Consider the following 21,193-nt stretch of genomic DNA (forward strand, 5'->3'; position numbering starts at 1 on the left):
CCCCGGCGGAAAGCCCTTCCGCTCTTGCATTTTTTCCGTATTAGGGGTAAAATATTGGTTCGTATCAAGATATATAAGGAGTGAAAAGGATGCCAGAAGAACTGAAGCCCACCATGACGCAGAACTTTATCCACGACTTTATTGATGAGGACATCGCCCAGGGTGGTCAGTTCCAAGGCATGACCGTCCACACCCGGTTCCCGCCGGAGCCCAACGGCTATCTGCACATCGGCCATGCCAAGGCCATTTTTGTGGATTTCGGCACGGCGGAGAAGTACGGCGGCCTGTGCAATCTGCGTATGGATGACACCAACCCCACCAAGGAAGACGTGGAGTACGTGGAGGCTATCCAGGAGGATATTCACTGGCTGGGCTACGACTGGGGCGACCGGTTCTATTTCGCCTCGGATTACTTTGAAAAGATGTACGAGTACGCCGTGGAGCTCATCAAGAAGGGCCTGGCCTATGTGTGTGAGCTGACTCCGGAGGAGTTCCGGGAGTACCGCGGCGACGTGAATACCCCCGCCCGCTCTCCCTGGCGTGACCGGCCGGTGGAGGAGTCTCTGGACCTGTTCGCCCGGATGCGGGCGGGCGAGTTCCCCAACGGCAAGTACACCCTGCGGGCCAAGATCGACCTGGCCAGCGGCAACTTCAACATGCGTGACCCGGTCATCTACCGCATCAACCACATGCACCATCACCGCCAGGGTGACAAGTGGTGCATCTACCCCATGTACGACTTTGCCCACCCCATTGAGGACGCTCTGGAGGGGATCACCCACTCCCTGTGCTCCCTGGAGTTTGAGGATCACCGGCCCCTGTACGACTGGGTGATTGCCAACTGCCCCGTTCCCGCCAAGCCCCGGCAGATCGAGTTTGCCCGGCTGGGCATCAACTACACCGTGATGAGCAAGCGGAAGCTGCGCCAGCTGGTGGAGGAGAACCGGGTGTCCGGCTGGGACGATCCCCGTATGCCCACCCTGTGCGGCCTGCGCCGCCGTGGCTACACTCCCCGGGCTATCCGCAACTTCTCCGAGCGCAACGGCGTCAGCAAGGCTGCCTCCACCGTGGAGTACGCCTTCCTGGAGCACTGCCTGCGAGAGGACCTGAACGAGACCGCTCAGCGCCGGATGGCGGTGCTCCGCCCCGTCAAGCTGGTCATCACCAACTATCCCGAGGGGCAGAGTGAGACCTTCACCGTGGAGAACAACCCCAACCGGCCTGAGGACGGCACCCGTGAGGTCACCTTCTCCCGGGAGCTGTATATCGAGGCGGACGATTTCCTGCCCGCTCCGGTGCCCAAGTACAAGCGTCTCTATCCCGACGGCCCCGAGTGCCGCCTGAAGGGCGCCTACGTCATCAAGTGCACTGGCTGCGAGACCGACGAGGCCGGCAATGTGATCCAGATCAACGCCACCTATGATCCCGACAGCCGGGGCGGCGATCCCGCTGACGGCCGGAAGATCAAGGGTGCCACCATCCACTGGGTGGACGCCGCCACTGCCGTGGACGCGGAGATCCGTCTGTACGACAACCTGTTTACCGACGCCGACCCCGACGCCGGCGACAAGAACTTCCTGGACTGCCTGAACCCCAACTCCCTGGAGGTGCTCACCGGGGCCAAGGTGGAGGCCGGTCTGGCCGGTGTGGAGGCTCCCGCCTCCTTCCAGTTCCTGCGTCAGGGCTACTTCTGCGCGGACAACAAGGATTCCAAGCCGGGCCACCTGGTGTTCAACCGCTCTGTGAGCCTGAAGGATTCTTTCAAATTCTGAGCCTATTCTAATAGCGGGCGGCCCCAGGCCGCCCGCTTCACTTTCATTGGGAGGTTATGACCATGAAACGGTATCTGTTCCGCAATGACTACTCCTTCGGCGCCCATCCCAAGGTGATGGACGCGGTGTGCGCCGTCAATCTGGAGGGCAACTGGGGCTATGGCGACGACGGCTATACCGCCCGGGCCAAGGACCGCATCCGTGAGGTGTGCGGCTGCCCCGACGCCATGGTGGAATTCCTCATCGGCGGCACCCAGACCAATGTGGTGGCCTGCTCTTTCCTGCTCAAGCCCTGGGAGGCGGCCATCTGCCCTGACTCCGGGCACCTGAACGGCCACGAGGTGGGCGCTTTTGAGGCTACCGGCCACAAGATCCTCACTGTGCCCGCCAATCCCGACGGCAAGATTACCCCTGACATGCTGCCTCCCCTGCTGGAGCTCCATCAGGATCCCCACCTGACCAAGCCCGGCCTGGTGTACATCTCCAACTCCACCGAGAACGGCGCGGTATACACCAAGGCGGAGCTCACCGCCCTGTCTGAGTTCTGCCACGCCAACGGCCTGCTGCTCTTCGTGGACGGCGCCCGGCTGGGTGCCGCCCTCACCTCCGACGCCAACGACCTGACTCTGCCGGAGTTCGCCCATCTGGTGGACGCCTTCTACATCGGCGGCACCAAGAACGGCGCCATGTTCGGCGAGGCTCTGGTCATCACCCGCCCGGAGCTGACCGACGGCTTCTTCCGCATGAAGAAGCGGATGGGGGCTGTGATGGAGAAGGGCTGGATCCAGGGCGTCACCTTCCTCACCCTGTTTGAGGACGACCTGTACTTCAAGATGGCCCGCCAGGGCAACGAGATGGCTGCCCGCCTCCAGGACGGGCTGAAGGCCAAGGGCTGGACGCTGTGGGTGGAGTCCCCCACCAATCAGGTGTTCGCCGTCATCCCCAACGAGATCAAGGCCCAGGTGGACGAGGTGTGCGACTGCGAGGTGTGGTGCCCCTACGACGCCACCCACACCGTCATCCGTTTCGTCACCTGCTTCCACACCAGCCAGGAGGATGTGGACGGCCTGCTTGCCGCCCTGCCCAACCTGTAAAACAGCAAAAAAGTCCCCGGAGCGTTTGCTCCGGGGACTTTTTTCGTTTCAATCACATGAGCCGGACGGTGTGATACACCGCCAGGATCAGCAGCCAGGCCACCAGCACACCGTACAGAACGGTGAGGCCACCCAGCACCACGGCGGCAATAGCCGCCACTGCCACCACGCCGCAGGTCACATACAGCAGCGCGTAGTTGGCATTCTTGGGCAGGATCCGGGTCAGCTTACCCTTTACAGACAGCTTGCCTTCGTTCTTCTGAAGCATGCGGAAGACCACCAGTGCAGCCACCACGATCACGGCCAGCGCCACCGCGTAGCCATAGCCGATGACAGACGCGCCCTTGATCCGGGGCAGCAGCTTGATGCCCAGCAGGCCCAGGGCACTGAGCAGAGCGGAGAAGAAAAACTCCCGCTGATAGAGGTAGTAGATCAGGGCCAGCACCGCCACCGCGGGGACCGCCAGATAGAGGAACTTGACACCGCTGTTGTCAAAGATCCGGATCACTACTGCGCACACCGCCAGGACCAGGAACACCAGGGCCAGCCCACCGGCCAGCCGAACCAGATGACCGGCCTTCCGGGCCGCCAGCCACAGGGCCAGCATCACTACAAAACAGATCGGCAGCACGATGGCCAGAACCTGGAACACGCCCCGCAGAGAATAGGCCAGCTCGATCTGATCCACCGTATAGTTGACATACACCTTATTGAGGAGCAGCAGCAGCATCTCCAGGATAACAGATCCTACGATCCACCAGAGGACCTTGTTGAGGATCTCGTCCTCCTGCTTGGCACGCTGCGCCTGCTGTTCTTTTCTATTCATGCATCCATCTCCTGTGCGCGGCATCCACTGCCAGTTTCCTGGGATATCGACGCCTTTGAAATCATCAATCTCGTATAGTTTACCAGAATTCGCGCCATATTGCAAGTCAAGAATCCCCGCCCTCTTTTCCGGGAGAAGAAAATGTGGTAAAATGTCGTTTGACCATCCGCATTCTTTCATACAATAGGAGTATGCCATGAAACGTGTGATCTCTTTCTTCCTGATCCCGATTTTTTTCCTGCTCGCTGGCTGCGGCGCGTCCCAGGCCCAGGAGCAGTTCTTCACCATGGACACCGTCATGTCCATCACCGTGTACGGGAAAGGGGCTGAACAAGCGGCCTCCGCCGCCCGGCAGGAGGTGGAGAGCCTCAACGACCTGCTCTCCCGCACCGATCCGGACAGTCTGATCTCCCAGCTCAACGCCCACGCCGGGGACGGCACGGCAGTGGAGATGGACCAGGACACCCTGGAGCTGCTCTCCTTCGCCAAGTCGGTATCCCAGCTGCTGCCCGGCTGCTTTGACATCACCATCGCCCCGGTGATGGACGCCTGGGGCTTTACCGGGGAGGACCGCCATGTGCCCGACGACGACACGCTGGCGGCCGCTATGGCTCTGGTGGACAGCGATAAGCTGCTGGTGGACGAGGACGCAGGCACCGCCCGGCTGGAGGAGGCCGGGATGGCTGTGGACCTGGGCGCCATCGCCAAGGGCTACGCAGCCTCCCGGGCGGAAGCCGTGCTGCGGGAGGCGGGGGTGAGCTCCGCCCTGCTGGACCTGGGCCGCAACATCACGGTCATTGGACCCAAGACTGACGGGACCGCCTGGCGGGTAGGTGTGGCCGATCCGGATGACGACAGCCAGTACCTGTGCGTTCTCTCCCTGGAGGACGTCACCCTTTCCACCTCCGGCGGCTATGAGCGGTGGTTTGAGGAAAACGGCGTGCGCTACCACCACATCATCGACCCCAAGACCGGCTATCCCGCTGACTCCGGTCTGAAGTCCGTCACGGTGGTGTCCCAAAACCATCTGCTGGCAGACGCCCTGTCCACCACCCTGTTCGTGGCAGGCGAGGAGGATGCCCTGGACTTCTGGAGAAGCCGGGATGATTTTGAGCTGGTGCTGTGCACCAACGACGGACGTGTCATCATAACCGAGGGTCTGGAGAACGGATCTGAGTTTACGGGAGAGGAGCTGGGCTATGTCTGCGAGATCGCCCGCCGCTGACCGGCAGCGCCCCACACCGTGGGACCTGCTGGTGGTGGTCCTTGTGGTCGCTGCCGCCGTGGCGCTGCTTTTTGCGCTCCGGCAGGAAAGCGGAAACTTTTTGTCGGCTACCGTCGTCTTAGATGGTGAGACCATCGCACAGTACGACCTAAGTGCTCTGACCGAACCGGTCACCCTGGAGGTGGACGGCGCCTCCTATCCCCTGACCATCCAGGCTGAGCCGGGCCGCATCTGCATTTTGGAGAGCAGCTGCCCCGGCCAGGACTGCGTCCACACCGGCTGGGCCGACCGGGCGGGACAGCAGATCATCTGCCTGCCCAACCGCCTGGTGATCTCTCTGGAGGGAACTTCATCCGGAGATATTGACGCTGTCACAGGCTGAAAGTTCCCCTGTCCGGAGAAGATTTTTCCAATCAATCGGAGGTGACGCCTCTTGTCCACATCCCTGCGGCGGCTGACCCGCTGCGCGGTCCTTACCGCTCTGGCCCTGGCCCTCTCGGTGGCGGAGGGGCTGGTGCCCCTGACCATCCTGTTCCCTCTGCCCGGCCTGCGGCTGGGTTTGGCCAATCTGGTGACGGTGTACGCCCTGTGCCGCCTGTCCGGCCGGGAAGCACTGCTGATCCTGGTAGCACGGTGCCTGCTGGGCTCCCTGCTGGGCGGAAATCTGATGGCCCTGGCCTTCTCCCTCACCGGCGGACTGCTGGCTCTGGCCGTCATGGCCCTGCTGCTGCGGCTGAGCTGCCTGTCCCTGTTCGGCGTATCCATCGCCGGAGCCGCCGCCCACAACACCGGTCAGATCCTGGCCGCCATGGTGGTGCTGGGCGGAAAGGCACCCCTGGTCTATCTGCCGCCCCTGCTCTTCTGCTCCCTGGTCACGGGAGCGGTCACCGGCGGAGTGTCCATTTTGCTGGTCCATCGGGTGCCCGCTTTGGGTGACATAAAATCTTAAGGATTTGTCACCGATTTGTAGTTGCTTTTCCTGTGCTGTGTCGTAAGATGGTTTCCAGATAGAAAATATGCAGGAGGTTCGATCCCAATGAACGGTTTGATGAAGCGCGCCGCCGCGCTGGGGCTGGCGGCTGTTTTAATGCTTCCCCTGGCGGCCTGCGGCGGCGGCAAGGATACCGAGGATCCCAAGAACAGCCCTGTGGCAGAGGCCACACCCACTCCGGAACCCACCCCTACCCCCGACCCCTATGACGCGGTGCGCAATTACTGGAGCGAGGATCAGCTCACCCAGGCCTGGGGTCCCGATCAGGTGGTAGAGCACCTGTTCTTCCACCCCGTTATCGCCTATCCCGAGTACACCTTCTCCGACGCCATCTCCGCCGACCGGCAGAAGGGCCTGGACGACTGGATGGTCACCGCCGACGAGTTCAAGAAGATCATCCAGAGCGTCTATGACAAGGGCTACATCCTGGTGAACATGGGCGACGTGTGGAGCGAGGTCACCGACGAGAACGGCGTCACCCGCATGCAGCGCAACACCCTGATGCTGCCCGAGGGCAAGAAGCCGCTGATCATCTCCTTTGACGATGTGAACTATTACGAGTATATGCTGGAGGAGGGCTTTACCTCCAAGCTGGTGCTGGGGGACGACGGCCAGATCTGGGCGGAGACCAAGGACCCCTTTACCGGGGAGGTCTCCCTCACCCGGGATCTGGACGCCACGCCCATCCTGGACGATTTCGTGCTGGAGCACCCCGACTTCTCCCTCAACGGCGCCAAGGCCATCTACTCCCTCACCGGGTATGAGGGCATCTTCGGCTACCGCACTCAGAACGACATCGACATCGCTGCCGACGACCCCGCCCGCCCTGCCTTTGACGCCAAGCGCCAGGCGGAGATTGAGGCGGTGAAGCCCATCATTGAGCGGCTGAAGGAGACCGGCTGGACCTTCGGCTCCCACACCTGGGGCCACATCCGGTTGGACAGCCGTCCCATTGAGTCGGTCCAGCGGGACACCCTCCGCTGGGCGGAGGAGGTTGGCAGCCTGGTTGGGCCCACCAATATCCTGTTCTACCCCCACGGCGGCCGCCCCGACGGCGACGACTGGCACAAGACCGGCCCGGTCTTTGAGTATCTCCAGAGCCAGGGCTTCCGCATCTTCGCCAGCGTGGGCATCAACTCCTTCTCCTATATCAAGGACGACATCTCCGCTGTCATCTGCGACCGGCTCCACCCCGACGGAACCACCCTGCGCAACGGCAAGGCTCTGAAGTGGTACGAGCAGTTCTACGACGCCCGGGAGATCATCGACCTGGATGTGCGGCCCGATCTGGGCACCACCTGGTAACAGCATCGTTGCAGAAAAAAACACCCTGTGGTACAATAACCGCAGAACAAACAGCTTTGCTGTTTGAGGCCACCCTTCGGGTGGCCTGGCGCGGCTTCGTTCGCCGCGCGCTGCGCTTGTTGCACCATAACCCAAAACCGGCTGTGCCGGTTTTCCCGCCGCTTCGCGGCGGGCAGGCCAAAATGGCCTACAGCTATGGTACAATGGGTATCCAAACCCATTGTACCACTTTTTTATAGAAGGAGGCGGCCGATATGACCGATCAAGAACTGGTAGAGCTGGCCTTTACCATGCTGGAACGCTCCTATGTCCCCTATTCCCACTTCCCCGTGGGCGCCGCCCTGGAGTGCGCCGACGGCACAGTATTCACCGGCTGCAACGTGGAAAACGCCGCCTACGGCTCCACCATCTGCGCCGAGCGCACCGCTCTGGTGAAGGCGGTAAGCGAGGGTCACCGGGATGATTTCACCCGCATCGCCGTGGTGGGCAACTCCGCCGGACCCTGCTGGCCCTGCGGCGCCTGCCGTCAGATGCTGTACGAGTTCGCCCCTAACCTCACCGTGCTGGTGGCTCAGAGTGACCACAGCTTCGTCAAGCTGCCCCTGAAGGATCTGCTCCCCCACGGCTTCGGTCCCAAGGATCTGGATCAGGCATGACAGAAACCCACGTCTATGTGATCCGCTGCGGCGGCTATGAGCAGACGGAGGAGGCGCTGCGCTCCGTTTTGTCCCAAATGGGCGGGATGGAGCGCTTCGTCAAGCCGGGTGAGCGGATCTTGCTGAAAGCCAACCTGCTGCGCCCCGCTCCGCCGGAAGCAGCGGTATGCACCCATCCGGCGGTGGTGGAGGCGGTGGCCAAGCTGGTGCGGGAGGCTGGCGGCCAGGCGATCATCACCGACAGCCCCGGCGGCGCTCTGCAAAAGGAGTCCACCCTCCGGCATCTGTATGAAAAGACGGGTATGACCCAGGCCGCCGCCCGCTCGGGAGCCGAGCTGAGCTACGATGCGTCCACCCGGCAGGTCTCCGTTCCCCGGGGAAAGGCCCTGCATCAGGCGGAGGTCATCACCCCCGCGGCAGAGGCCGACGGGGTGTTCGACCTGTGCAAAATGAAGACCCATGTGCTGATGGGCATGACCGGCGCAGTAAAGAACAGCTTTGGCATCATCCCCGGCCTATCCAAGGTGGGCTTCCACGGCAGCCACCCGGACCGGACAGCCTTTGCCGACGTGGTGCTGGATCTCACCAGCTTCCTCTCTCCCCGGCTGTCCATTATGGACGGCATCCTGGCCATGGAGGGAGAAGGTCCCGGCGCCTCCGGCACGCCCCGTCAGGTAGGCCTGCTGCTGGTGTCGGAAAATCCCCTGGCCCTGGATGTGGCGGCGGCGGAGATCATGGGTCTGCCCCGGGACTCCAACCCCCTCCTGCTGGCCGCTCAGCGGCGTGGGCTCACCCCCAACCGGGCGGAGGATGTGGAGCTCGTGGGCGGCAGCTGGGAGGAGCTTTGCATCCCGGACTACCGCTTCCCCTCCAACGTGCGGCGGGACCTGATGGAGTTTCTGGGACCTCTGGCCGGACCGGCCAAAAAGCTGTGCAAGGCCATCCTCTCCCAGACCCCCAAGATCCAGCCGGGGCGCTGTGTTGGCTGCGGCATCTGTCAAAAGGCCTGCCCCGGCAAAGCCATCACCCTGGAGGGCGGCAAGGCCAAGGTCCATCCCGGCTCCTGCATCCGCTGCTTCTGCTGCCACGAGCTCTGTCCTCAGAAGGCGGTGGAGCTGAAGCGTGGTCCTCTGGGCAGGCTGCTGAAATAAGGTCAAAAAAAGACCGCTGCGATGCAGCGGTCTTTTTTTCTGGTTACTCCTGAGGAGGAACGTCCTGGCTGTCGGCGGGCTCGTCGGCGGCCACAGGCTCCTCGGGAGGCACGTTGGTCTCCACATAGCTGGCGGCCTCGTCGTCGCTGATGTTGCCCTCCTGCTTGAGCTCAGCAATGCGGGTCTTGTTCTCCTCGATGTTGATCTTGGCGGCGGTGATCCGCTCGCACAGAGCCACATAGGCGGGCTCGGCAGCCATACCCCGCTCGGCATAGTAGAGCTTGCCGATCTCGATATAGGCCTTGCGGATGGCGTCCTCCTCGCTGGCGTTGTTCAGGCTCAGCTTGGTGATCTCAGCCAGCTGCTTGGACTTGGCCACGCCGGCCCGGCCCAGGTCCATCGCCCGATCCTTCAGTTCGTCAAAAAAAGCCATTTCTTAACCTCCTTACGGTTCGTCACTGGAATGATGGCCTTATTGTACCCCGTTCCCCTCCGGCGCGCAAGAGCGGTCGGGGAGATTTCATGCAAATTTAATCCTTTTTGCCGCCCTTCTTAAAGGCAAAGAACCGCTGTCCGAAGTAATTCAGGCCGGTATAGATGCACATGCCTGCCAGCATGGCCACGTTCTCCTGGATCTTCACGCTCTGGCCGGAGAGGACCCAGAGCACCAAAGGCTTGGCGATGGCGTAGGCGATGACCCAGCAAACCGCCACGGTGATGATGAACTTGACCACCTGCCACCAGCTGCGCTCCTTGTTCTGGAAGGTGAAGTACTTATTGAGGAAAAAGCTCACGATGCCGCCCACAATGTAGTTGGCGGCGGTGGAGGGCCAGTAGCCCCAGCCTGCCACGTTGTACAGCAGGAACATGATCCCCGCACCCACGATGGTATTGAGCACACCCACCAGCAGGAATTTGGGGATACTGTTATCAATCAGCTTTGCCATCTCTGTCCTCCAGCACCTCACGGAGCAGGAAGCGGGGCCGCTCCTTGGTCTCCAGATAGATCTTGCCGATATACTCGCCGATGACTCCCAGGGACAGGAGGATCAGGCCGCCGATGGCCCACACCGAGCAGATCAGGCTGGCCCAGCCCATGATGGTCTCCCCCATGGCCCAGCGGACGATGGAGTAGATCAGCATGGCGATACTGATCAGGAACACCAGAAAGCCCAGGCCGGTGATCATGCGGATGGGCTTCACCGACAGGGAGGTGATGCCCTCCATGGCGAAGGAGAGCATTTTCTTGAGGGGATACTTGCTCTCACCGGCAAACCGCTCGCCCCGCTCGTAGGTCACGGTGCCGGTGCGATAGCCGATCATGGGCACGATGCCCCGGAGGAACAGGTTGACCTCCTTGAACTGGGCCAGACCCTCCAGAGCCCGCTTGGACATGAGGCGGTAGTCGGCGTGGTTGAACACCGTCTCCGCGCCCATGGCGTTCATCAGTTTGTAAAAACCCTCGGCGGTGAAGCGCTTGAAGAAGGTGTCCTTCTTCCGGGAGGAGCGGACGCCGTAGACGATGTCGCACCCGGCGTAGTACTCCTCCACCATGGCGTCCACCGCGTCGATGTCGTCCTGCAGGTCGGCGTCCATGGAGATGGCCATGTCGCACCGGTCCTTGGCGGTCATCAGACCCGCCAGCAGGGCGTTCTGGTGGCCCCGGTTGCGGGTCAGGTCCGCCCCGGAGAACAGGGAGCACTGTTCGTGGAGCTGAGAGATGATCTCCCAGGTCTTATCCTTGGAGCCGTCGTTGACAAAGAGCACCCGGCTGTCCGGCGAGATTTTGTCCGCCGCTATCAGACTCTCCAGCTTCTCCTTCAGACGCCGGGAGGTCTCGGGCAGGACTTCCTCTTCGTTGTAGCAGGGGACCACGATGTAAAGAATATCTGCCATGATTCCTACTTCCTTATCTTTTTTTCGTGAAGCCATTATACCCTCTTTAGACGTAAAAAGCTACGGTTTGGTTTCCTCTTTTCCAAACATAGATATTTCAAGGACCTCGCAAATCCGCATCAGCACATCCACCGAGGGCTTTTTTCGTCCGCTTTCGATTTCCGCAATAAAGGGCTGAGATACCTGTACCAGCTCTGCCAGCTTGCCCTGGCTGAGCCCCTTTTCTTTTCTCCGCTCCCGGATGACTGTCCGATAGTCCATTCTCTTCACTCCTTGCTCTTTCTTATTATAGCTGATAGCAATACTCTTTTCATCTATAGCTTTCAGCTATTGACTTTCTTATCTGGCAGAAATATAATAGCTGTAAGCTATATTTGAGGTGAGCAGAATGGAACATCCTTTCACGCTTCTCGAGCGGGTAAAAACCTTTATGCTCCACGAAAAACTGTCCTGCCTGGACCCCTACACGCAGGCCAGGCAGGACAGTGACGCCCTGTGGAACCGCTTCTGTGCCGATCATCCTCCGGCACTGCGGCATCAGGTATTGGAGCTTTTGGATCATCGGGACACCGTTTCCTGCCTGGAGCAGGACGCCGCCTTCTGCCTGGGCCTCCAGCTGGGGCTGGAGCTGGGCCGTCTGCCGGAATTCTGGGAAGCGGAACCATAACGCTCCTACTCCTCCAAACGACGCCTCAGACGGTCCATGGTGCGCCGCTCGATGCGGGACACCTGCACCTGGCTCACCCCCAGCACCCGGGCGGTCTGTTCCTGGGTCATCCCCCGGTAGTACCGCAGCAGGATGACCTGGCGCTCCCGGTCGGGCAGGCTGCCGATGGCCGCCCGGAGGGACTCCCGCTCCACGATACCCTCCTCCATGCCGTCAGTGCCCAGCACGCTCTCCAGGGTCAGGCCGTCCCCCGTCTCCATCTGGAGGGAGGCTACCGGCAGATTGGCCTCCTCGGCGGCGGCGATCTCCTCCGGCTCCAACCCCGTCTCCGCCCCCAGCTCGGACAGGGTGGGCTCCCGGCCCAGCCGGGCGGACAGCCGGTCCCGGGCAGTGCGGATCATCCCCGCACGCTCCTTCAGGCCACGGCTCACCTTCACCGCCCCGTCATCCCGGAGAAACCGCCGGATCTCCCCGGCGATCTTGGGCACGGCGTAGGTGGAAAACTGACAGCCGAAGGCCGGGTCAAAGCCCCGCACCGCCTTGAGAAACCCCAGGCAGCCCAGCTGATACAGGTCCTCCGGCTCCACGCCCCGGCCGTAGTACCGCCGGACAATGGACCAGATCAGGCCCCCGTTTTCCTCAATGAGCCGGGTGCAGGCCTCGTTATCGCCCTGTCTGGCCTCCTCCAGCAGCTGGGGGGTATCTGCCACCCTCACCCCGCAGTCCCCACCCGGCGGGAGATCCGGCGGCGCATGGTGACCACCGTTCCCTTGCCGGGTACGGAGCGGATGCGGAGCTTGTCCATAAAGCTCTCCATAATGGTGAAGCCCATGCCGCTGCGCTCGGTCCCGCCGGTGGTATACATGGGCTGGCGGGCCTGCTCCACGTCGGGGATGCCCACCCCCTTATCCTTCACCTGGATCTCCAGGGTATTGTCCTCAAACAGCCGCAGGCGCATGGTCACCGGCCCCAGGGTGTCCGGGTAGGCGTGGACGATGCAGTTGGTCACCGCCTCGCTCACCGCCGTGCGGATGTCGTTCACCTCGTCCAGAGTAGGGTCCAGCTGGGCGGCAAAGCAGGCAGCCGTGGTGCGGGCAAAGCCCTCGTTGGCCGACCGGCTGAGAAAGGTTACCACAGCCTCATTGGTTGGTTTCATTATGTAAACTCCTCCTTATTCCAGTTCTATCAGCTTGTCCAGACCGGCGGCCCGCAGCACCCTGGCCGCCTGCTGAGGCACCCGGGTCACCCGCAGCGTGCCGTTCAGCTCTTCCATCCGCCGCCGGGCCCGCAGCAGAACGGCCAGGCCTGAACTGTCCATAAAGCTGACTCCTCCCAGGTCCAGCGTGAGCCGCCGCGGCAGCGCCTGGTCGATCTGCCGGTCCAGCTCCGACAGGATCTCCCTGGCCCGGTGGTGGTCCAGCTCTCCTTCAATGGCGGCATACAGGGTCCGGTCCTCCGCCCTGCAGTTCATTGCCATAACGCGTCCCTCCTGTGTATAAAAAAATCGCGATATACCAGATACTGGTATATCGCGATACTATCATATGCGATGTGCTGATTCTGTCGAAGCCGTCAACTCAGCAGGGAAAAATCGGTAAAAATCCACCGCTCTCCCACTTTTTCGTAGGGGAAATGATAGGTGGAGGTCCCTGTTACCGCGCCGCCCTGCTCCGGGTCCACTACCTCCACGGTGGCCTGGACCACCACCCGGTTGGGATTGTCATCCCGGATCACCTGGGTGTACTCCGCGCCCAGGTAGATGTTGCTTCCCCGGCCGCCGTCCTGCACGTACAGCACATTGTCGATATCAATATACTGGGTGCTTTCGTAGGGCAGCAGCTTTTCCACCAGCGCGTCGGAAAACAGGGTTTTCAGGTAGCCGCGCAGTGTGGACAGGCTGTTGATCCCGGGATAGTCCACCCGGTAGTACACCACGCCGTCCACCTCCCGGCTGTCCTCGGGATCAAAGGTCATGGGAGAGACCTGGAACCAGGTAAAAGCTTCCTTGGCAGCGCGGTAGGCCTCCAGCACCTCTTCATCCGTCGGTCCCGTCACCTCCGGCTCCGGCTGGGCAGATTCCACAGGGCTGGGCTCCGGGCTGGACGTAGCCTCCACCTCCGGGCTGGGGGTGGAAACGGGAGCCACGCTCTCTGTCTCCTCAGGAACAAAAGATGGGGCGGGCGACTCACTGGCCGGCGGCGTCGCGCTCTGCTCCGGTTGACTGGTCCCGGTCACATCATTGTTCCCGCAGGAACCGGTACAGCCCGCCAGCAGCAGAAACAGTGCCAGCAAAGGCAGCCATCGTTTTTTCATCGCAGCCAGCCTCCTTTCCACGTAATACGGCATTTTCTAGTATTTTAGCTGAATCTCACCGAAAGTACAACTGCTACCGTGTTACAAAGAGTGACAATATGGACACGAAAACGCCGCCATCCGAAAGCAATGGCGGCGTTTCGCAGTTTTTCGGCAGATTTATCAGCCCAGCGCGGCGGCAGATTCTTCCAGCTTGACCAGCAGAGCCTTCAGTTTGTTCGCACGCTCCCGCTCGGCCTCCACCACGTTGGCAGGGGCCTTGTTCACGAAGCCGGGGTTATTCAGCTTGGTCTCCAGCTTATCCAGCTCCTTGCGGTTCTTATCCAGCTCCTTCTGGATGCGGGCACGCTCCTTATCCAGGTCCACCAGCTCGGCCAGAGGCAGATACAGGCGGGCAGCGTGGGTGGTGACCACCACCATGCCCTGGGTATCCACCTCCTCGGTGGCCTCCACCACCTTCACGTCGCTGGCGTAGGCCAGGCGCTTCAGGAAGGGGATGCCCTGATGGAACACGGCCTGCTCCAGGGTGGAGATGGTGAGCTGCGCCTTCTTGGAGGGGGGCACGTTCATCTCGGCACGGCGGGCCCGGATGGCGCGGATGGCGTCCATGATCAGCTCCATGGCCTTCTCCTCCTCGGGGAAGTCCAGGTTCACATGGTGCTCCGGCCACTGCTGGAGCATCAGGTAGTCGCCCTCGTGGGGCAGAGCCTGCCAGATCTCCTCGGTGATGAAGGGCATGAAGGGGTGCAGCAGCTTGAGGATCTGGGTCAGCACGTAGCACAGCACCTGCTGGGCCCGGATCTTGCTGTCCTCGTCCTCGCCCTGGAGGCGGGTCTTGGTCAGCTCGATATACCAGTCGCAGTAGGAATCCCAGATGAAGTCGTACACCTTCTGGGCGGCCACGCCCAGCTCATAGCGCTCCATGTTCTCGGTGATCTCGGGGATGACGCTGTTCAGCTTGGACAGGATCCACTTGTCCTCCAGCTCCAGCTTCTCCGGCAGCTCACACTTGTCGATGGTCAGGTTCATCATCAGGAAGCGGCTGGCGTTCCAGATCTTGTTGGCGAAGTTGCGCATGGCCTCGCACCGCTCGGTGTAGAAGCGCATGTCGTTTCCGGGAGAGTTGCCGGTGACCAGGTTGAAGCGCAGGGCATCCGCGCCGTACTGGTTGGCCATCTCCAGGGGGTCGATGCCGTTGCCCAGGGACTTGGACATTTTTCTGCCCTTGTCGTCCCGCACCAGGCCGTGGATGAACACGGTGTGGAAGGGGGGCTTCTTGGTGTGCTCGCAGCCGGAGAAGATCATACGGGCCACCCAGAAGAAGATGATGTCGTAGCCGGTGACCAGCACGTCGGTGGGATAGAAATACTTATAGTCCTCAGTCTCCTCGGGCCAGCCCAGAGTGGAGAAGGGCCATAGAGCGGAGGAGAACCAGGTGTCCAGTACGTCCTCCTCCTGCTTGATGTTCTTGGAGTGGCAGTGCTCGCACTCGGTGGGATCGTCCTCGGACACGGTGATGTGGCCGCACTCCTGGCAGGTCCAGGCGGGGATCTGGTGGCCCCACCACAGCTGGCGGGAGATACACCAGTCGTGGACGTTCTCCATCCAGTTGGTGTAGGTCTTGGAGAAGCGGTCGGGGACGAACTTGACCTCGCCCTCGTTCACCACCCGCAGGGCCTCCTCGGCCAGGGGCTTCATCTTCACGAACCACTGGGCGGAGATCAGGGGCTCCACGTCATTGTGGCAGCGATAGCAGGTGCCCACGTTGTGCTGGTGGGGCTCCACCTTCACCAGGTAGCCCTGCTCCTCCAGGTCGGCCACGATGGCCTTCCGGGCCTCATAGCGGTCCATGCCGGAGTACTTGCCGTACCCCTCCACCACCTTGCCGTTGTCGTCCAGCACACGGATGGTCTCCAGGTTCTGACGCAGGCCAACCTCGAAGTCGTTGGGATCGTGGGCGGGAGTCATCTTCACGCAGCCGGTGCCGAACTCCATGTCCACGTACTCGTCGGCCACGATGGGCATCTCACGGCCCACCAGAGGCAGGATGCACTTCTTACCCACGATGTCCTTGTACCGGTCGTCGTTGGGGTTGACGGCCACGCCGGTGTCGCCCAGCATGGTCTCGGGCCGGGTGGTGGCCACGATGACGTACCGGCCCTCCTCACCCTGGATGGGGTAGCGGATGTGCCAGAAGCTGCCGGGCTTGTCCTGATACTCCACCTCGGCGTCAGACAGAGCGGTGACGCAGTTGGGGCACCAGTTGATGATGCGGGAGCCCTTGTAAATGAGGCCCTTCTTGTACAGGGAGACGAACACATGGCGGACGGCCTTGGAGAGGCCCTCGTCCATGGTGAACCGGGAGCGGCTCCAGTCACAGGAGGCGCCCAGCTTCTTCTGCTGCTCCACGATGCGGTTGCCGTACTTGTTCTTCCAGTCCCACACACGCTCCAGGAACTTCTCCCGGCCCAGGTCGTAGCGGGTCAGGCCCTCATTCTTGCGCAGCTCCTCCTCCACCTTGATCTGGGTGGCGATGCCGGCGTGGTCGGTGCCGGGCACCCACAGGGCGGCGTAGCCCTGCATCCGCTTGAAGCGGATCAGGATGTCCTGGAGGGTGGAGTCCATGGCGTGGCCCATGTGGAGCTGGCCGGTGACGTTGGGGGGCGGCATAACGATGGTGAAGGGCTTTTTGTCGGGGTCACGGTGGCCCTCAAAGCAGCCGTTCTTCTCCCACATCTCGTAGATGCGGCCCTCCACCTCCTGGGGTTCATAGACCTTGGGAAGCTCTTTGCTCATTCAAAACACTCCTTTTCGGGGCAAAACAAAAGGTCCGCCCCAAGCTGTTGCTCAGGGCGAACCGAATTCAGTCCGCGGTACCACCTGAATTTCCTCAAGGGAGGACACTCATTGCCTCTGTAACGGGAGGATTCCGCCGCTTCCTACTCCATTCAGAAACGGGACTCCGGGACGACCTTCCCCCCACCGCCGGAGAGCCTTGCACCAAACCGGCTCCTCTCTGTACCTTCCGCGGGGGTACTCCTTCCCTTCGCTGTCTTTGCACGCGATTGGTTATAGTATAGTCATAACCGTCGAAAAAGTCAAGAGAAACCGTTCTTGACCGGGATTTTGGGATGTGCTAGTATGAATTTACTGTTAGAAATCTATTGCTGAAAGCTCTGGGGGGAGATGTGCATCATGAGGAAGCTCTCATGTCTGACGCTTGTTTTTGCGCTGTGCCTGCTGTCCGGCTGTGGTCCGAAGGAGCCTACCGCTCTGGAGCGGATCCAGGATTCCACGGTCGTTAAGTTGGAGTGCAGCCAGGTACCAGATGCGGAACCCCTCTTTCTCTATCACACCGGCACAATGGATGTGGGCAGCCTTCGCATTGTTCCCTCCGACGACGAATTTACGGAACCTTGGCTCTACCGCTTTACTTATGATCCGAAAGAGATGGTGCATGACACAAACGGCGACAGCGTGGAAATCGTCGTTTTGTTTGGAGCGGAAAATCTCTCTGTGGACGGCGCCACCTATACAGCGGAAGAGGGGCTGTCGTACAGTAAGCTTCTGGACTGGGCGGCAGCGCAATATCAGTACTACGCAGAAGAATCCGCTGAAGAACCGTAAGCCGAAACATCAAAAGGCCCTCCCCGCTGTACGGTAACAGCAGGGAGGGCCTTTATCCGTATTTACCGCAGTTCTTTGTCGCAGTAGGCGCAGCAGTCCACGCCGCCGTTCTGCTTCACCAGAGGGGGCAGGTAGTGCTCGGTCTGGGTGATGCAGTTGGGGTTGGAACACACCGGCTTGGTGCCGATCTCCACCGCGTCGGGGCGCATGCGCTCCTGGTTGGCCAGATCGGTGAGCAGGGCCATACGGGCATACATGCCGTACCGGGCCTGCTCAAAGTACACCGCCCGGGGATCGTCGTCCACGTCGATGGAGATCTCGTCCACACGGGGCAGGGGATGCATCACCAGCAGGTCCTTCCGGGCCCGGTCCAGCTTCCGGCGGGTGAGAACGTACACACCCTTGCACCGCTCGTACTCCAGAGGATCCACAAAGCGCTCCCGCTGGATACGGGTCATATACAGCACGTCCAGCTGAGGAATAACAGCCTCCAGGCCGGTGACCTCAGTGAACCACATGTTGTTCTCCCGCATAAAGGCCCGCATGTACTCGGGCACCGCCAGCTCACGGGGCGCGATGAGGAAGAACTTGATGCCCTTGAACTTGGCCAGGGCCTTGATGAGAGAGTGGACGGTACGGCCGTTTTTCAGGTCGCCGCACAGGCCCACGGACAGGCCGTCCACCCCGCCCCGCAGGCGGGTGATGGTAGTCAGGTCCGCAGTGGTCTGCGTGGGATGCATGTGGCCGCCGTCACCAGCGTTGATCACCGGTACGTCGGAATAGAGAGAGGCAGCCTTGGCCGCGCCCTCCTTGGGATTGCGCATCACCACCACGTCGGCGTAGCCGGACACCATCTTGATGGTGTCCTTCAGGGTCTCACCCTTGGCGGTGGAGGTGGACTTGGGATCGGCAAAGCCGAACACCGTGCCGCCTACCCGCAGCATGGCGGTTTGGAAGGAAAAGTTGGTGCGAGTGGAGGGCTCATAGAACAGACTGGCCATCACCCGCCCCCGGCAGGCGTCCATAAAATCGGCGGGGTGGTCCATAATATCACTGCACCGCTGGTACAGGGAATCCCACTCCGCCCTCGTCAGGTCTCCAAAGTCGATCAGATGCCGCATGACGCTTCATTACCCCTTTTGAATTTTTTCTATCGTATCATATTTCCCCACCTTCCGGCAAGAGCAGAATGGACAAATTTCCACACTTTTTCCTGCTGCCCCTTGGCAGAGACGAAAAGCCCCGGTCTGCTAAAAACTGCTTGGCATGATTTTGCCCCCCAGACCCATGCTAATCCAAAGGAGTGAGGACCCGATGGATTGGTTTTGGTACTTTCTGTTTTACAGCTTTTTGGGGTTTTTGGTGGAGGTGGTCTACGTCCGTCTGCGGGGTGAGGCCAAGCGGGACCGGAAGTGCCGGCTGATCCTGCCGGTCTGCCCTGTATACGGGCTGGGCGCTCTGGCCATCCTGCTGCTGCCGGCAGGCATACAGAGCAACCCGCTGCTGCTCTTCCCTGCCGCCGCTCTGGCCTGCACCGGGGTGGAGTACGCCGTGGGCCTCTTTTACGAAAAGGTGTTTCGGGTGACGTTCTGGGACTACTCCCATCTGCCTCTGAATCTGAGCGGGCGGGTATGTCCCCCCTTCAGCCTGTGCTGGGGTGCCCTGGCCGTGCTGGTGCTGGGACTAATCCATCCTCGGCTGGCGCCGCTGGTATCCGCCATTCCGCCCTGGCTCGTGTTTCCGGCGGCCGCGCTGTGGGCGGCGGATACCATTCTTACTGCACTGGTGCTGCGGCGGGCAGGTACCACCGACGCGCTGCGCTGGTATCTCCGCCCTGTCCGGCGCAGCGCCGCATAAATGGTTTCGGGGCGGGAGACCGTGCCCCCCCCCCCGCTGCCGCAGTTAGGCCCGGCGCAGTTCATTCAGGGTTTCATCGATCTTTTTCTGGGGTACATAGGCCTGGGCCACCGACAGGATCTGCTCCAATGTAATGGTACGGGCCGCGCCCATCATGGGGTGCTTCATCACCATGGGAAAGCGCTTCTGGAGCACTGCGCGGGTGTTGGGGTGGTCCAGAAGCTCGCCCACGGTGATTTTGTTGTGCTTGAGATCCATTGTGTTCACCTCCCCCTTATCCTATGCCGCACTCCCGGAGATTTGACTTGCCAGCCTCTGGCACAGCCGCTATAATGAAAGGTACATCTGTTTGACCATAGCAGAAAAAGGAGTGTGAATCTGGCTATGATCCATCCCTATCAAGATACATGGCCCTCTCTGGCCCCCAGCGCGCGGATCGCAGAAAACGCCACCCTGCTGGGAAAGGTTCGTCTGGAGGAAGAGGCCAATGTCTGGTTTGGCGCTGTACTGCGAGGCGACGCCGCCGCTATCCAGGTAGGCGCCGGCTCCAATATTCAGGATAACGTGGTGATCCACTGCGATGCGGACGCCCCTGTCTCCATCGGCAGCGACGTTACCGTAGGCCATGGCGCTATCATCCACGGCTGCACCATCGAGGATCGCTGCCTCATTGGTATGGGCGCCATCCTCCTCAACGGCTGCGTCATCGGAGCAGGCAGCCTGGTGGCCGCCGGCGCTCTGGTCACCCAGGGCATGATCGTCCCGCCCGGCAGTTTGGTGATGGGTTCGCCCGCCAAGGTCACCCGTCCCCTGAGGCCGGCAGAGGCAGAATCCAATCTTGCCTCTGCCGAAGAGTACCGCCATCTGGCGGCCCTGCAGCTGCCTCTGGCCACGGAAACCTAAAAGGAGGGGCTGATATGAAAGGAAAGCCAGACCGCGCCGAACGGCGCAGAAGGTTCCGGGAACAGGTCCGGGAAAATCCCCGGCTGGCCGCCGTTTATTTTATTCTGCGCCTGCTGGTTATTCTGATGCTGGTGGCTCAGGTCTTTAACCGCAACTTTGAAAATGTCTTCCTGTGCGTGCTTACCCTGTTTCTCTTTACTCTGCCCAGCTTTTTGGAGCGGAAGATCCGCATCGACATCCCCAACACGCTGGAGATCATCATCCTTCTGTTCATCTTCGCCGCTGAGATTCTGGGTGAGATCCGAGCCTATTACGTCACTTTTCCATACTGGGACACCATGCTCCATACCCTCAACGGTTTCCTCTGCGCCGCCATCGGTTTCTCGCTGCTGGACATTCTCAACCGGGACGAGCGCCTCACCTTCAGCCTTTCCCCCGTCTATCTGGCCGTGGTGGCATTCTGTTTCTCCATGACCATCGGCGTGCTTTGGGAATTTTTTGAGTGTACCATGGATCAGCTGTTTTTGCTGGACATGCAGAAGGACACCATCGTCCACTCCATCGGCTCGGTGATGCTGGACCCCAAGGGCGGCAACAATCCCGTGGCCATCCATAACATTACCGACGTGATCGTGGTCACCGCAGACGGCTCACAGATCCCCCTGGGGCTGGGCGGTTATCTGGATATCGGTATTCTGGACACCATGAAGGACCTCTTCGTCAACTTCATCGGCGCGGTGGTCTTCTCCTTTATCGGTTATTTCTATGTGAAAAACCGGGGCAAGGGTTGGTTTGCCCGGCGCTTTATCCCCAAAGCGCTGCCCCAGGAGCCGGAGAAAAAAGAAACGGAATAATCCCTCCCTTTCCGGGCACACTAGTAGCGTACCACGGAAACAAGGAGGAATTATTC

Annotated in this window: 25 protein-coding genes and 1 other annotated feature; of the genes, 13 read left to right on the forward strand and 12 right to left on the reverse strand. The window is 61.0% G+C overall.

Annotation, left to right across the window (positions count from 1 at the left end):
* Nucleotides 1–89: 89 nt before the first annotated feature.
* Both ACTNB1_RS12315 and ACTNB1_RS12320 read left to right on the forward strand, forming a co-directional pair.
* The gene (locus ACTNB1_RS12315; protein WP_441169834.1) at nt 90–1,772 is read left to right on the forward strand and encodes a glutamine--tRNA ligase/YqeY domain fusion protein; all 1,683 of its coding nucleotides are present in this window, start codon (nt 90–92) and stop codon (nt 1,770–1,772) included.
* Nucleotides 1,773–1,834: 62 nt separating this feature from the next.
* A complete protein-coding gene (locus ACTNB1_RS12320) occupies nt 1,835–2,866 on the forward strand; it encodes a threonine aldolase family protein (RefSeq protein ID WP_441169836.1) in 1,032 nt (343 codons plus the stop codon).
* A gap of 52 nt (nt 2,867–2,918) precedes the next feature.
* On the opposite strand, the gene ACTNB1_RS12325 is transcribed toward ACTNB1_RS12320, so the two are convergent.
* Nucleotides 2,919–3,692, reverse strand: a complete 774-nt coding sequence (locus tag ACTNB1_RS12325; RefSeq protein ID WP_441169837.1) for a hypothetical protein — start codon at nt 3,690–3,692, stop codon at nt 2,919–2,921.
* 196 nt (nt 3,693–3,888) lie between these two features.
* Here ACTNB1_RS12325 and ACTNB1_RS12330 point away from each other — a divergent pair, with 196 nt between their 5' ends.
* The 6 genes from ACTNB1_RS12330 to ACTNB1_RS12355 all read left to right on the forward strand — a co-directional run bounded on the left by ACTNB1_RS12330 (nt 3,889) and on the right by ACTNB1_RS12355 (nt 9,020).
* Nucleotides 3,889–4,917 (forward strand): FAD:protein FMN transferase, encoded by a 1,029-nt coding sequence (locus ACTNB1_RS12330; RefSeq protein WP_441169838.1) that lies wholly within the window; start codon nt 3,889–3,891, stop codon nt 4,915–4,917.
* Complete coding sequence (locus ACTNB1_RS12335; protein WP_441169839.1) at nt 4,892–5,299, forward strand: NusG domain II-containing protein; 408 nt, start codon at nt 4,892–4,894, stop codon at nt 5,297–5,299. The genes ACTNB1_RS12330 and ACTNB1_RS12335 overlap by 26 nt, the downstream gene beginning before the upstream one ends.
* A 51-nt stretch (nt 5,300–5,350) precedes the next feature.
* A complete protein-coding gene (locus tag ACTNB1_RS12340; protein WP_441169841.1) occupies nt 5,351–5,866 on the forward strand; it encodes a Gx transporter family protein in 516 nt (171 codons plus the stop codon).
* A gap of 87 nt (nt 5,867–5,953) precedes the next feature.
* Entirely contained in the window at nt 5,954–7,213 is a 1,260-nt protein-coding gene (locus ACTNB1_RS12345; protein ID WP_441169843.1) for a polysaccharide deacetylase family protein, read from the forward strand.
* 254 nt (nt 7,214–7,467) lie between these two features.
* Nucleotides 7,468–7,869, forward strand: coding sequence for a cytidine deaminase (cdd, locus tag ACTNB1_RS12350; RefSeq protein ID WP_441169845.1), 402 nt, complete (start codon nt 7,468–7,470; stop codon nt 7,867–7,869).
* The gene (locus ACTNB1_RS12355; RefSeq protein ID WP_441169847.1) at nt 7,866–9,020 is read left to right on the forward strand and encodes a DUF362 domain-containing protein; all 1,155 of its coding nucleotides are present in this window, start codon (nt 7,866–7,868) and stop codon (nt 9,018–9,020) included. The genes cdd and ACTNB1_RS12355 overlap by 4 nt, the downstream gene beginning before the upstream one ends.
* Before the next feature lie 43 nt (nt 9,021–9,063).
* Here the strand turns inward: ACTNB1_RS12355 and ACTNB1_RS12360 are convergent, their stop codons facing one another.
* From ACTNB1_RS12360 to ACTNB1_RS12375, 4 genes are all read right to left on the reverse strand, one after another.
* Nucleotides 9,064–9,453, reverse strand: a complete 390-nt coding sequence (locus ACTNB1_RS12360) for a serine proteinase (protein ID WP_441169848.1) — start codon at nt 9,451–9,453, stop codon at nt 9,064–9,066.
* A 97-nt stretch (nt 9,454–9,550) separates the two neighbouring features.
* Nucleotides 9,551–9,967 carry a GtrA family protein gene (locus ACTNB1_RS12365; RefSeq protein WP_441169850.1) on the reverse strand — a complete coding sequence of 139 codons (417 nt, stop codon included), beginning with the start codon at nt 9,965–9,967 and terminating at the stop codon, nt 9,551–9,553.
* Nucleotides 9,951–10,916 carry a glycosyltransferase family 2 protein gene (locus ACTNB1_RS12370; protein ID WP_441169852.1) on the reverse strand — a complete coding sequence of 322 codons (966 nt, stop codon included), beginning with the start codon at nt 10,914–10,916 and terminating at the stop codon, nt 9,951–9,953. The genes ACTNB1_RS12365 and ACTNB1_RS12370 overlap by 17 nt, the downstream gene beginning before the upstream one ends.
* 60 nt (nt 10,917–10,976) lie before the next feature.
* On the reverse strand, nt 10,977–11,177 hold the full coding sequence (locus ACTNB1_RS12375) for a helix-turn-helix domain-containing protein (RefSeq protein WP_441169853.1): 201 nt from the start codon (nt 11,175–11,177) through the stop codon (nt 10,977–10,979).
* Nucleotides 11,178–11,304: 127 nt separating this feature from the next.
* Between ACTNB1_RS12375 and ACTNB1_RS12380 the strand changes: the two genes are divergently transcribed.
* The gene (locus tag ACTNB1_RS12380; protein ID WP_441169855.1) at nt 11,305–11,583 is read left to right on the forward strand and encodes a hypothetical protein; all 279 of its coding nucleotides are present in this window, start codon (nt 11,305–11,307) and stop codon (nt 11,581–11,583) included.
* 5 nt (nt 11,584–11,588) lie between these two features.
* Here ACTNB1_RS12380 and ACTNB1_RS12385 read toward each other — a convergent pair whose 3' ends face one another.
* The 5 genes from ACTNB1_RS12385 to ACTNB1_RS12405 all read right to left on the reverse strand — a co-directional run bounded on the left by ACTNB1_RS12385 (nt 11,589) and on the right by ACTNB1_RS12405 (nt 16,692).
* On the reverse strand, nt 11,589–12,299 hold the full coding sequence (locus ACTNB1_RS12385; protein WP_441169856.1) for a sigma-70 family RNA polymerase sigma factor: 711 nt from the start codon (nt 12,297–12,299) through the stop codon (nt 11,589–11,591).
* On the reverse strand, nt 12,296–12,739 hold the full coding sequence (spoIIAB, locus tag ACTNB1_RS12390) for an anti-sigma F factor (protein ID WP_441169858.1): 444 nt from the start codon (nt 12,737–12,739) through the stop codon (nt 12,296–12,298). The genes ACTNB1_RS12385 and spoIIAB overlap by 4 nt, the downstream gene beginning before the upstream one ends.
* A 15-nt stretch (nt 12,740–12,754) precedes the next feature.
* Nucleotides 12,755–13,060, reverse strand: a complete 306-nt coding sequence (locus tag ACTNB1_RS12395; RefSeq protein WP_441169860.1) for an anti-sigma factor antagonist — start codon at nt 13,058–13,060, stop codon at nt 12,755–12,757.
* A gap of 95 nt (nt 13,061–13,155) precedes the next feature.
* Complete coding sequence (locus ACTNB1_RS12400; RefSeq protein ID WP_441169861.1) at nt 13,156–13,896, reverse strand: hypothetical protein; 741 nt, start codon at nt 13,894–13,896, stop codon at nt 13,156–13,158.
* 162 nt (nt 13,897–14,058) lie between these two features.
* The gene (locus ACTNB1_RS12405) at nt 14,059–16,692 is read right to left on the reverse strand and encodes a valine--tRNA ligase (protein WP_441169863.1); all 2,634 of its coding nucleotides are present in this window, start codon (nt 16,690–16,692) and stop codon (nt 14,059–14,061) included.
* Nucleotides 16,693–16,741: 49 nt separating this feature from the next.
* Nucleotides 16,742–16,955: a binding site (T-box leader), on the reverse strand.
* Between the two features lie 136 nt (nt 16,956–17,091).
* On the opposite strand from ACTNB1_RS12405, the gene ACTNB1_RS12410 reads away from it, so the two are divergent.
* Nucleotides 17,092–17,523: a hypothetical protein gene (locus ACTNB1_RS12410; protein ID WP_441169864.1), complete on the forward strand. Its 432-nt coding sequence runs from the start codon at nt 17,092–17,094 to the stop codon at nt 17,521–17,523.
* Between the two features lie 62 nt (nt 17,524–17,585).
* Here ACTNB1_RS12410 and pyrB read toward each other — a convergent pair whose 3' ends face one another.
* Complete coding sequence (pyrB, locus tag ACTNB1_RS12415; RefSeq protein ID WP_441169865.1) at nt 17,586–18,644, reverse strand: aspartate carbamoyltransferase; 1,059 nt, start codon at nt 18,642–18,644, stop codon at nt 17,586–17,588.
* 193 nt (nt 18,645–18,837) lie between these two features.
* Between pyrB and ACTNB1_RS12420 the strand changes: the two genes are divergently transcribed.
* Nucleotides 18,838–19,380, forward strand: a complete 543-nt coding sequence (locus ACTNB1_RS12420; protein ID WP_441169866.1) for a putative ABC transporter permease — start codon at nt 18,838–18,840, stop codon at nt 19,378–19,380.
* Between the two features lie 45 nt (nt 19,381–19,425).
* Here ACTNB1_RS12420 and ACTNB1_RS12425 read toward each other — a convergent pair whose 3' ends face one another.
* Entirely contained in the window at nt 19,426–19,638 is a 213-nt protein-coding gene (locus tag ACTNB1_RS12425) for a hypothetical protein (protein ID WP_441169867.1), read from the reverse strand.
* 126 nt (nt 19,639–19,764) lie between these two features.
* On the opposite strand from ACTNB1_RS12425, the gene ACTNB1_RS12430 reads away from it, so the two are divergent.
* Both ACTNB1_RS12430 and ACTNB1_RS12435 read left to right on the forward strand, forming a co-directional pair.
* Entirely contained in the window at nt 19,765–20,283 is a 519-nt protein-coding gene (locus ACTNB1_RS12430; protein WP_441169869.1) for a gamma carbonic anhydrase family protein, read from the forward strand.
* A 14-nt stretch (nt 20,284–20,297) separates the two neighbouring features.
* Entirely contained in the window at nt 20,298–21,137 is an 840-nt protein-coding gene (locus ACTNB1_RS12435) for a hypothetical protein (RefSeq protein WP_441169870.1), read from the forward strand.
* The last annotated feature ends 56 nt before the right edge of the window (nt 21,138–21,193 follow it).

Origin of the sequence: Flavonifractor sp. HCP28S3_F3, assembly GCF_052065355.1 — a bacterium.
Classification (GTDB): Bacteria; Bacillota; Clostridia; order Oscillospirales; family Oscillospiraceae; genus Flavonifractor.